The sequence below is a fragment of the Citrobacter sp. EC_71 genome (genome assembly GCF_019584005.1).
GTDB lineage: Bacteria > Pseudomonadota > Gammaproteobacteria > Enterobacterales > Enterobacteriaceae > Citrobacter > Citrobacter werkmanii.
In genome coordinates this window covers 68,621-79,605 of the sequence record NZ_VDAY01000021.1, presented here as the reverse complement: position 1 = coordinate 79,605, position 10,985 = coordinate 68,621, and the positions used below count along the sequence as shown (strand labels likewise).

Annotated in this window: 11 protein-coding genes; 5 read left to right on the top strand and 6 right to left on the bottom strand. The window is 54.4% G+C overall.

From position 1 onward, the window contains the following. Window positions 1-495: 495 nt before the first annotated feature. From tisB to emrD, 3 genes are all read left to right on the top strand, one after another. The gene (gene tisB / locus FHD02_RS19605) at window positions 496-585 is read left to right on the top strand and encodes a type I toxin-antitoxin system toxin TisB (RefSeq protein ID WP_003023909.1); all 90 of its coding nucleotides are present in this window, start codon (window positions 496-498) and stop codon (window positions 583-585) included. Between the two features lie 123 nt (window positions 586-708). Continuing rightward, a complete protein-coding gene (locus tag FHD02_RS19600; RefSeq protein ID WP_042311473.1) occupies window positions 709-1,542 on the top strand; it encodes a DMT family transporter in 834 nt (277 codons plus the stop codon). Between the two features lie 193 nt (window positions 1,543-1,735). Further along, a complete protein-coding gene (gene emrD / locus FHD02_RS19595) occupies window positions 1,736-2,920 on the top strand; it encodes a multidrug efflux MFS transporter EmrD (protein WP_220394212.1) in 1,185 nt (394 codons plus the stop codon). Here the strand turns inward: emrD and FHD02_RS19590 are convergent. After that, window positions 2,847-3,929, bottom strand: coding sequence for a cellulase family glycosylhydrolase (locus FHD02_RS19590; protein ID WP_137371332.1), 1,083 nt, complete (start codon window positions 3,927-3,929; stop codon window positions 2,847-2,849). The two genes, emrD and FHD02_RS19590, sit on opposite strands and share 74 nt — an antisense overlap. A gap of 78 nt (window positions 3,930-4,007) precedes the next feature. Continuing rightward, a complete protein-coding gene (gene dsdC / locus FHD02_RS19585; protein WP_220394216.1) occupies window positions 4,008-4,934 on the bottom strand; it encodes a DNA-binding transcriptional regulator DsdC in 927 nt (308 codons plus the stop codon). Between the two features lie 230 nt (window positions 4,935-5,164). Here dsdC and dsdX point away from each other — a divergent pair, with 230 nt between their 5' ends. Both dsdX and dsdA read left to right on the top strand, forming a co-directional pair. Then, window positions 5,165-6,502, top strand: coding sequence for a D-serine transporter DsdX (dsdX, locus tag FHD02_RS19580; RefSeq protein ID WP_079225780.1), 1,338 nt, complete (start codon window positions 5,165-5,167; stop codon window positions 6,500-6,502). Window positions 6,503-6,519: 17 nt separating this feature from the next. Next, window positions 6,520-7,842: a D-serine ammonia-lyase gene (gene dsdA / locus FHD02_RS19575; protein ID WP_220394211.1), complete on the top strand. Its 1,323-nt coding sequence runs from the start codon at window positions 6,520-6,522 to the stop codon at window positions 7,840-7,842. 11 nt (window positions 7,843-7,853) lie between these two features. Here the strand turns inward: dsdA and FHD02_RS19570 are convergent, their stop codons facing one another. From FHD02_RS19570 to FHD02_RS19555, 4 genes are all read right to left on the bottom strand, one after another. Further along, the gene (locus tag FHD02_RS19570; protein ID WP_137361458.1) at window positions 7,854-8,366 is read right to left on the bottom strand and encodes a radical SAM protein; all 513 of its coding nucleotides are present in this window, start codon (window positions 8,364-8,366) and stop codon (window positions 7,854-7,856) included. A gap of 14 nt (window positions 8,367-8,380) precedes the next feature. Then, the gene (locus FHD02_RS19565) at window positions 8,381-8,743 is read right to left on the bottom strand and encodes a DUF202 domain-containing protein (protein WP_061380864.1); all 363 of its coding nucleotides are present in this window, start codon (window positions 8,741-8,743) and stop codon (window positions 8,381-8,383) included. Continuing rightward, window positions 8,733-9,080, bottom strand: coding sequence for a YidH family protein (locus FHD02_RS19560; RefSeq protein ID WP_061380863.1), 348 nt, complete (start codon window positions 9,078-9,080; stop codon window positions 8,733-8,735). The genes FHD02_RS19565 and FHD02_RS19560 overlap by 11 nt, the downstream gene beginning before the upstream one ends. Before the next feature lie 152 nt (window positions 9,081-9,232). Next, the gene (locus tag FHD02_RS19555) at window positions 9,233-10,894 is read right to left on the bottom strand and encodes a putative transporter (protein ID WP_137361459.1); all 1,662 of its coding nucleotides are present in this window, start codon (window positions 10,892-10,894) and stop codon (window positions 9,233-9,235) included. Window positions 10,895-10,985: the final 91 nt, after the last annotated feature.

Sequence of the window (10,985 nt, the reverse complement as noted above, 5' to 3'; positions counted from 1 at the left end):
AATCGAGCAGGTCATTGAGAAGTGGCATAAGAAAACGGCTCCCTGTAGTGGAAGCCGTTATAGTGCCGCAGTTTAAGGATCGGTCAACCGATCCTTAACTGATCGGTATTGCGCCGGAGCGAGGTTCTTTTCAGCGTTGTGCGGTTGGTAGCCGCCGAGCACACTGTGTTATGTCAACGAGAAAAGTATACGCGCTCCGCGAAGAACACGCAATTTCGGCACGAATTTTGATGATATTGAGTATGGCCTAATGTTGACGTTACGTCCACAAAATACTGTTAATTTATACAGTGTTTATCTATAATATTCCCGTACGCAATGTGTTATGCGGGGGCCGCATCGTAAACCGGCGCATCAAAGTCCTGGCTGAAACGGGTGGTGCCGTCAGCGCCTTAACCCCCGTGCGAGCACACTGTGTTATGTCAACAAAGGTGCTGGCAACAGGCAGCGGCGAGGTACGCCAGCACCGTGCTCCTTGTACCAAAAGGAGAGCGTATGAGCCTCGTGGATATCGCTATTCTTATCCTCAAACTCATTGTTGCAGCACTGCAACTACTTGATGCCGTTCTGAAATACGTTAAGTAATTCAGATTCAAGTCGCACCTAAGGGGAGCGGGTAACACTCCGCTCCCCTTTCACCTTTTCCCAGGTGCTTGTCACGCGTCAATATGTTACGTTTTTATGACATTATCAGGGAAGAATTCCGCCATGACGCTTTCTGTTTTCTGCATTTTGCTGTTCGCCGCGCTGCTGCATGCCAGCTGGAATGCCATTGTTAAGGCTGGAAACGATAAACTGTACTCGGCGATCGGCGTCAGCGGCTCAGCTGCGATTATGGCTTTAATCTGCTTACCCTTTGCGCCTCAGCCTTCTGCCGCCAGCCTGCCGTTTTTGGCTGTCTCAACGGCCTTACAAGTGGTGTACACGGTTCTTGTCGCCAAAACCTATCAGGTTTCGGATATGAGTCAGACCTACCCTTTGATGCGCGGCACCGCACCATTGCTGGTTGCGATTATCAGCGTCCTGTTCCTTGGCGATAGTCTCTCTACGCTTGCCTGGGTGGGGATTGCCACCATCTGCCTGGCTATTCTCGGCATGGCATTTAACGGGCGCAGCAGCTCGCAACGCGGGATCGTACTGGCACTCATTAACGCCTGCTTTATTGCCGGTTACACGCTGGTCGACGGCACCGGCGTACGCTTATCAGAAACCGCGCTGGGTTATACGCTGTGGACCTTCTTTCTGAACGGTTCTTGCCTGCTCACCTGGGCAATGATCGCCAGACGCCGGGAAGCGTCACGCTATCTGGTACAGCAGTGGAAGAAAGGGATTCTTGGCGGGATTGGCACGATGGGTTCTTACGGACTGGCGCTGTGGGCCATGACCCAGGCACCGTTGGCGGTGGTCGCTGCGCTGCGTGAAACTTCCATCCTGTTTGGCGCGCTGCTCGCCTGGCTGTTGCTGAAAGAAAAGGTTGCCGGAGTGCGTCTTGTCGCGGCCGCAGGTATTGCCATAGGCGCGGTTTTGCTACGCTTGTCGTGATCTCTTTGTCTACCTGATGCAATCCGGCAACATTTGTTGCCGTTTTTTGTTTACATTTCCTGCCGTTCCTCGCTTAAACATTCCAGCCTACTATCTGGCCTTCTTTTTCTGTTGTGGTAGATTCCACGCGCATTTACGGGAAAGTGCAGCACCTTATTCTTATTTTTTCACTTTTTTAAAAGTTATCAGCGAAATGAAAAGGCATAGAAGCGTCAATTTGTTGTTGATGTTGGTATTACTGGTGGCGGTTGGACAGATGGCGCAAACCATTTATATCCCCGCGATTGCTGATATGGCGCGTGAACTGAACGTTCGCGAAGGGGCGGTGCAGAGCGTGATGGCCGCCTATCTGCTGACCTACGGCCTGTCACAACTGTTTTACGGCCCACTTTCCGATCGCGTTGGCCGCCGTCCGGTGATCCTCGCCGGGATGTCTATTTTTATGCTGGCCACGTTGGTTGCCATTACCACCCATAGCCTGACGGTACTGATTATCGCCAGTGCAATCCAGGGGATGGGAACGGGTGTCGGCGGTGTGATGGCGCGAACCTTGCCGCGAGACCTGTATGAAGGTACGCAGCTTCGTCACGCCAACAGTTTGCTGAATATGGGGATCCTGGTCAGTCCGCTGCTGGCACCGCTGATTGGCGGTATGCTGGATACCGTGTGGAACTGGCGCGCTTGTTATATTTTTCTGCTGGTCCTGTGCGCGGGCGTCACGTTTAGCATGGCGCGCTGGATGCCGGAAACGCGCCCGGCAGGCGCGCCGCGTCCACGGCTGATCGCCAGTTACAAAACACTGTTTGGCAACAGCTCTTTCACCTGTTACGTGCTCATGCTGATCGGCGGCCTGGCGGGCGTTGCAGTCTTCGAAGCCTGCTCCGGGGTATTATTGGGCGCAAGGCTGAGTTTAAGCAGCATGGTGGTCAGTATCCTGTTTATTCTGCCTATTCCGGCGGCATTTTTCGGCGCCTGGTTCGCCGGTCGCCCGAACAAGCGTTTCTCAACGCTGATGTGGCAGTCGGTTATCTGCTGTCTGGTCGCCGGTTTGATGATGTGGCTCCCTGGCCTGTTCGACGTGATGAACGTCTGGACGCTGCTGGTTCCCGCCGCGCTGTTTTTCTTCGGCGCCGGGATGTTGTTTCCGCTGGCAACCAGCGGCGCAATGGAGCCTTTCCCGTTCCTGGCGGGCACTGCCGGCGCGCTGGTCGGAGGATTACAAAACATTGGTTCCGGCGTGCTGGCATGGTTCTCTGCGATGCTGCCGCAGACCGGACAAGCCAGTCTGGGCCTGTTGATGACCCTTATGGGGCTGCTGATTTTTGTGTGCTGGCTTCCGCTGGCGTCACGCGTGTCGCATCAGGGGCAGGCGGTTTAAGCGCATGATGGCCCGGTTTATCGCCGGGCTTGTCACATTCAGGCGCAATCATCGTCGTCAGCAACGGCTCAAGTGCCGGACGCCAGGCTCCCTCCTCGCCATCATAGAACTGCGTATCCGCATTGATAGCATAGGGAATCTTCGCTTTCTTCAGCTCACACGCCATAAAACGGGCGAAGGCCATTTGCGCAGCAGATGGCCCATTTTTAATGGTTTCTCCCGGCGACCAGCCGCCTACCCAACTCACGTGACCGGTTTTCTGCTGCCAGCGAATGGCGGTATTGATACGGGCGCGAATAGCCGTCTTTTCCGCTGCAGTCCCTGACGTCCATGGGTATTTGCCGTTATTTTTCAGCGGCCCCCACGGGAAGATGTGCCATTCGGCCAGCACGGTATTCTGGCTTTGCGGCGGCAACTTCAGGTTCGGCAGCTCTTCCGGCGCGGCACGCAGTCGCGGCGCGATGAAGATCATCCGTTGCGGGTCAATAGTGTGGATGGTGCGAATCGTTTTGTCATACACCCGGTTGAGCGATGCCTGATTATGGTTGAGCTTATCCGCAGGTTCATAAATCAGGTCAAAACCCAGTAGCGGCGAACGTTGACCAAAGTAATGCGCCACCGCCACCCACCAGTTAACCACCTCTTTTTCATTACCGGCGCTGGGGTCTTGTTTATATTCATCCGCCTGGTAAGCAATAATCGGGATTACGCCATACTGCTCGCAGGCTTCGACCAGCTTGCGCAGATGAATTAGTCTGGCTTCTGTCGGTTCTCCCGCCACGCGGATACGCACATGAGAAATGCCTTTCGCCCTGAAATCCCGCACCACCAGCGGATCGAACTCACGGATGCCACGCTCGGTTCGCGCCCAATCTACGTCCATCCCGACCCCAAGCTGCTGCGCATACGACGCCGCCGTCAGCGCTGGTGCTGCTGCACACACGGTGGCGCTGGCGAAGAGCAACAGGGAAACAATCGACTTTAACACGCTCGTCCTTACGCAAATCATCAGGAGTGATATCACGTATTTAGCATGCTTTTTCACTTTCCGTGTAGAGAGAAAGCGTAAAAAATATGCATGGCCCGCTTATTTAACCTGCTCCTGTAGCCAGCCAATAAATGCCTCGATTTTCGGCCACTGCCTGCCGGGCAGCGTGGTGATGTAGTAATGCTGATGGCATTTCAGCGCCATATCGCCAAAAGGCGCGACCAGCTCTCCGCTATCGAGGCGTTTTTGCACCAGCCTTTTACGGCCCATCGCTACGCCGATGTGATTCATTGCCGCAATCACCGCTAAATCAGAACGATCGAAACCAATGCCCGACGATGTTGGCAAATTTACCGCAAAATGCTGCGCCCAGCTGTGCCATTCATCGGTCCCGGAATCGTTGCTCCATGCCTGTCTGTCATGCAGCAACGTACAGTGCGGCAAATTCACCAACGAGCCAGTGAGACCATAACGAGAGGCATAGTCCGGGCTGCATACCGGCAGGATCTCTTCATCCATCAGAAAATGGTGTGTGAGCTGGGCGGAGGGCGCATCGTCAAAATAGATCGCCAGATCGATTCCGGCACGCTGCAGGTTGACGTTGTCATTCCCGGTCAGCATGGTCAGCGAAATCGACGGATAGCGACGGGTGAAGTCGCCGAGCGCCGGAACCAGCCAGCACTGGGCGATGGAGGGCCGTGAGTACACGGTGAGCGTTCCCGACAGCTCCTGATTTTTGATATCAAGGATTTCCTGGTTGAGTGTGTCCAGCGACGATTTCAGTGCCCAGAACACCCGTTTACCCTCGTGGGTCAGTTCCACTTTGCGGTGAGAACGGACAAACAGCTGAATACCCAGTTCATCTTCCAACTGATTAATGCGATGGCTGACAGCGCTGGGGCTTAATGACAGCTCGTCCGCCGCCAGCGCAAACGACTGATGCCGGGCCGCCACTTCAAAGGTATATAGCTTCGATAGCTGCCAGCCGTTGAGCAACCGGTTTCTGACCTCGCGCTGGGGATCCATAATCACCTCTTTCATCCTGATTTCTCTTCGCCAGAGTGTAAAAAAACCAGCGCTAAAAATCAGCACATAGGTGAAGCAGAGTGAATCATGTCGCATAAATGCAGAGTAATTAGACATAAATCACTCATTTGATGCAATCTGGCTCATGTGAGTGGGGATTTATATCGTTTGTCAGACCCTGCCCTATTTTTGTCCAATAACCCCAGGTTAATCACAGGGCAAGGTGAGTTATGCACTCTCAAATCTGGGTTGTGAGCACGCTGCTGATAAGCATCGTGTTAATCGTTTTGACCATCGTGAAGTTCAAATTCCACCCGTTTCTGGCGCTGCTGTTAGCCAGCTTCTTCGTGGGTACGATGATGGGTATGGGGCCGCTGGATATGGTCAATGCCATTGAGAGCGGCATCGGCGGCACGCTGGGCTTCCTCGCTGCGGTTATCGGCCTCGGGACCATTCTGGGCAAAATGATGGAAGTGTCCGGCGCGGCAGAACGCATTGGCCTGACGCTACAGCGCTGCCGCTGGCTTTCCGCTGATGTCATTATGGTGCTGGTCGGGCTGATTTGCGGGATCACGCTGTTTGTTGAAGTCGGCGTGGTACTGTTGATTCCGCTGGCTTTTTCGATTGCCAAAAAGACCAATACTTCACTGCTGAAGCTGGCAATCCCACTGTGTACGGCGCTGATGGCGGTGCACTGTGTGGTGCCGCCGCATCCGGCCGCCCTGTTCGTGGCGAATAAGCTGGGCGCAGATATTGGCAGCGTAATTGTTTACGGTTTACTGGTGGGCTTAATGGCCTCGCTTGTCGGCGGGCCGCTGTACCTGAAATTCCTCGGTAACCGTCTGCCGTTTAAACCGGTGCCGGCTGAATTTTCCGACCTGAAAGTGCGCGACGAAAGTACGCTGCCGTCGCTGGGCGCAACGCTGTTTACCGTCCTGTTGCCGATTGGCCTGATGCTGGTCAAAACCGTTGCTGAGTTGAACATGGCGAAAGGCAGCACGCTGTATACGCTGCTGGAGTTTATTGGTAACCCGATCACCGCGATGTTTATTGCCGTCTTCGTGGCCTACTACATTCTCGGTCTGCGTCAGCACATCGGCATGGGCACGCTGCTGACCCACACCGAAAACGGGTTTGGTTCGATTGCCAACATTCTGCTGATTATCGGCGCAGGCGGCGCATTCAACGCTATCCTCAAGAGCAGCGGGCTGGCGGATACCCTCGCGCTAATCCTTTCAAACATGCATATGCACCCGATTCTGCTGGCGTGGCTGGTGGCATTAATTCTGCATGCTGCAGTGGGTTCCGCCACGGTCGCGATGATGGGCGCCACGGCAATCGTAGCGCCGATGCTGCCGCTCTACCCTGACGTTAGCCCGGAGATCATCGCCATTGCGATTGGTTCCGGCGCCATTGGCTGCACGATCGTCACAGATTCCCTCTTCTGGCTGGTCAAGCAGTACTGCGGCGCCACCCTGAATGAGACGTTCAAATACTATACGACCGCGACATTTATCGCGTCCGTTATTGCACTGGCTTGCACATTCCTGCTTTCCTTTATTATTTAAGCGCGAAGAGACTAACTATGGAAAACATTCAAACACTTATCGCCCGGCATCCTTTAGTGGAAGATCTGGTGGCTCTCAAAGAGACGGCCTGGTTTAACCCTGGCACCACCTCTCTAGCGGAAGGTTTACCCTATGTTGGCCTGACCGAGCACGATGTGCAGGATGCCCATGCCCGGCTCACACGCTTCGCGCCGTATCTGGCGCAGGCATTCCCGGAAACCGCAGCTACCGGCGGCATTATTGAGTCTGAGCTGGTCGCAATCCCGGCGATGCAAAAACGGCTGGAAAAAGAGTTCGGGCTGCCTATCCGCGGCGAAATTCTGCTGAAAAAAGACAGCCACCTGCCGATTTCCGGCTCAATTAAAGCGCGTGGCGGCATTTATGAAGTCCTGACCCACGCGGAAAAACTGGCGCTGGAAGCCGGACTACTGACGACAGAAGATGATTACAGCATTCTGCTTTCACCTGAATTTAAACAGTTTTTCAGCCAGTACAGCATCGCGGTAGGCTCCACCGGCAACCTCGGGATGTCTATCGGCATCATGAGCGCCCGCATCGGCTTTAAGGTGACGGTGCATATGTCTGCCGACGCGCGCGCATGGAAAAAAGCCAAACTGCGCAGCCACGGCGTGACGGTCGTCGAATACGAAGAAGATTACGGGGTGGCGGTTGAACAGGGCCGCAAAGCGGCAGAGTCCGATCCGAACTGCTTCTTTATCGATGATGAAAACTCTCGCACGCTGTTTTTAGGTTACGCGGTGGCTGGTCAGCGTCTGAAGGCGCAGTTCGCGCAGCAGGGTCGCGTGGTGGATGCAAATCATCCACTGTTTGTGTACCTGCCGTGCGGCGTCGGCGGCGGCCCTGGCGGGGTAGCGTTTGGTCTGAAGCTGGCATTTGGCGATAACGTGCACTGCTTCTTCGCCGAGCCAACCCATTCCCCCTGCATGCTGCTGGGGATTTATACCGGGCTGCACGATACGATTTCCGTGCAGGATATTGGCATCGACAACCTGACGGCAGCGGATGGGCTGGCGGTGGGGCGCGCGTCCGGATTTGTTGGCCGGGCGATGGAACGTCTGCTCGACGGTCTGTACACCCTGGACGATCAGACGATGTACGACATGCTGGGCTGGCTGGCGCAGGAAGAAGGGATTCGCCTTGAGCCTTCGGCGCTGGCGGGGATGGCCGGTCCGCAGCACGTTTGCGCCTCTGCTGACTATCAGCAGATGCACGGCTTCAGCGCCGACCAGCTCAATAACGCCACGCATCTGGTGTGGGCGACCGGCGGCGGCATGGTGCCGGAAGCCGAAATGGCGCAGTATTTAGCCAAAGGGCGCTAACGCCGCTGAGCTTAACGCAGCATCGCCATCAGCTCCATCGGTGAGCGATGCTGCTTAAGCAGATCGCGCATCACGCGCATATGCGGGGCGGTGTGGTTGAAGAAAGCCTGATATCCTGTACACAGCACGCCCTTTCCATTCTCCTCGCGATACGCAGGACAATCGCCATGGTAGTACTGAAACAAAGAGCATGCCTGACAGCGCGTATTCTGCAGTGTCATCGTCTGGCATTCAAACAGTGCCGTCCGACCACACCACTGGCGTAGCGTATTATCGAAAAGCTGAATAGATATTTGATTAATATCTTCACGTACCCAAATATCAAATATCGCAATTAAAAATCGTCCCCACTCCTCCGGTGTCACTGAATCTTCAGTCAGGTAACCTGAACCATCGCGCTTAATCAAAGGCGTAAACTGTACGAGGCGAACTTTTCCTTGTTGCAAACCACGGTACAATTCAACCGGTTGTAAACTTTTCTGGTGGTCAATCACCATTTCTAAAACGTCATCACTAACATCCATGTTCTCACATCCTGTCATGCAAAATTCTCGATAAATACGATAAGTTGGCGAACATGCGTTACAGCAAACAGTATTGCGAGGGATAACACCGCGAGGGAGATCATAAATTTGTCACGCACCGCGCGAGATTCAGAAAAATCACTATCATTCACATCCATGAGATTACGACTGCGGGTGTAACGCCAGAGAATAATCGCCACCAACGTCAGTATGACGATCGATATCCAGAACAGCGCTCCAGCCTGATGCCAGTTGTGCTTAATCGCCAACGCCATTAACGCGCCATAACCCAACAACGTACGAAACCAGGCCAACGATGTGCGCTCCGGTTGTAGCCCCGGATCGGCGATACGTCGCGATTTACGGCTATCCGGCATACAGCACCAGCGCCATAACTATCACCGCTACAATCGTCAGCATTGCACTGATAATGAGCAGACTGTGGGTGTAAGGCAAATCCTCTTTCAGGCGCATCGCCTTTTCATTACGCAACCAGCGCAAATAACCATAAATAGCCAGACCGCCGGCAAACAGACACAGCAACAGGGCCAATACTTCGCGAATAACCGGCGTGGCGAAATCCGGAGCCAGTTGATCCAAACCAACGCCAGCGGCCAGAAACCCTAACGCGGTACGGATCCATGCCAGAAATGTGCGTTCATTTGCCAGCGAGAAGCGGTAATCCGGCGCTTCCCCAAGGCGGGAAATCTTCATGACGGCTCCTTCAATGTTGTTGTCTGGTTGTTATACCGGAACAGTTCAGGAGAGGGAACGTAATGTAATGAGACAATGGAAAAGAGAGATGTGGCGAATAGCGACTTGCATCGTATCCGACCTACAGAAGATGCAGGCCGGACACGCGTTCTTTAACCCAGCCCCCAGAAGAGCACCGCCAGCAGCTGTGGGGTGATAATCCTCAGGAACATCACCAGCGGGTAAACTGTAGCATAGGAGAGCGCCGCCGCTCCGCTGGTGGCATGCAGGTTGTTAGCAAACGCCAGCGCGGGGGGATCGGTCATCGAACCCGCCAGCATACCGCACAGCGTCAGATAGTTCATTTTGGCGAAGATACGCGCCAGCAGTCCCACGGTAATCAGCGGAATGGCGGTAATAAAAATACCGTAGCCCACCCAGCTCAGGCCATCGCCCTGCGTCAGGGTATCGACAAAATCACCGCCTGACTTCAGACCAACTACCGCCAGAAACAGCACAATACCCAATTCTCGCAACGCCAGGTTAGCGCTGGGAGGCATAAACCAGTACAGCTTACCAATGCTGCCGATACGCCCAAGAATTAAGGCCATGATCAGTGGTCCACCGGCCAAACCCAATTTTAACGCTACCGGGAAACCCGGGATGAAAAGCGGGATGGAACCCAATAGGACACCCAGTCCAATACCGATAAATACCGGCAGCATCTGCACCTGTTGCAGTTTTTGCTGCGCGTTGCCGACAACATTGGCAACGGCATCAATGGACGCGGGACGCCCCACCAGATTGAGGATATCCCCGAATTGCAGGCTGGCATCGCTGCTGGCCACCAGCTCAACGCCCGCACGGTTCAGACGGGAGATAACCACGTCGTAACGTTCTTTAAAATGCAGGTCGCGGATACGTTTACCCAGCACCTGTTCGTTGGTCACCACCACGCGTTCAACGCGTAAATCAGTACCTCGCGTCGACAGCGATGTGTCCACCTCCTGCCCAATCACCACCTGCGCGTTATGCAGGTCACCGGGCTGGCCGACCAGGTGTAGCAGGTCGCCCATCTGGATAATCGTCCCTGGCGACGGCACCATTAATGTCTCTTCACGCTTCAGACGCGAGCAGATGATTTTATCGCTGTTCAGAATTGGGACATCCTGAATCGCCATATTGTTGAGGTTCGGATTTTCCACGCGGATATTCATCGTCTGAATCAGCGCGTGTCCGTTGGTCAACGTGGATTCATGCTGCTGAGCTTCAGCATCGACGTTAACGCGGAAAATAAGGCGCATCAGCCACATCGTGAGCAAAATACCGCAGATACCAAAAGGATAAGCCATGGCATAGCTCATCCCCATCTGGTCTACAATATCTGCTGGCGTCCCCAGATCGCGCAGAATTTGCTGCCCCGCCCCCAGCGCCGGCGTATTGGTGACCGCGCCGGAGAAGATCCCCAGCACCACCGGAAGGGGAATGGCAAAAATCTTATGCAGGATCGCGGTGACCAGCCCCCCCATGATGACAATCAGTACGGCGAACAGATTCAGCCGCAGCCCGGAAACGCGCAGTGACGCAAAAAAGCCCGGCCCCACCTGAATACCGATGGTGTAAACGAAAAGAATCAGGCCAAATTCCTGAATAAAATGCAGCATGTCGCCGCTCAGGGTCATCCCTGCCTGATCGACAAAATGTCCGACGATAATACCGCCGAACAGCACCCCTCCGATGCCAAAACCAACGCCACGTATTTTTATGTTGCCGATCCATAATCCGACAACCGCCACCAACGCCAGAACGCTGACCGTCAATGCTATATCACTCATTATCCTGTTCCCTGTGAATAACATTTCATTTAACGAGGATTATGACTGAACCGTTCAGGCATGAATGCAGAGTGGCGCACATTATCATGCT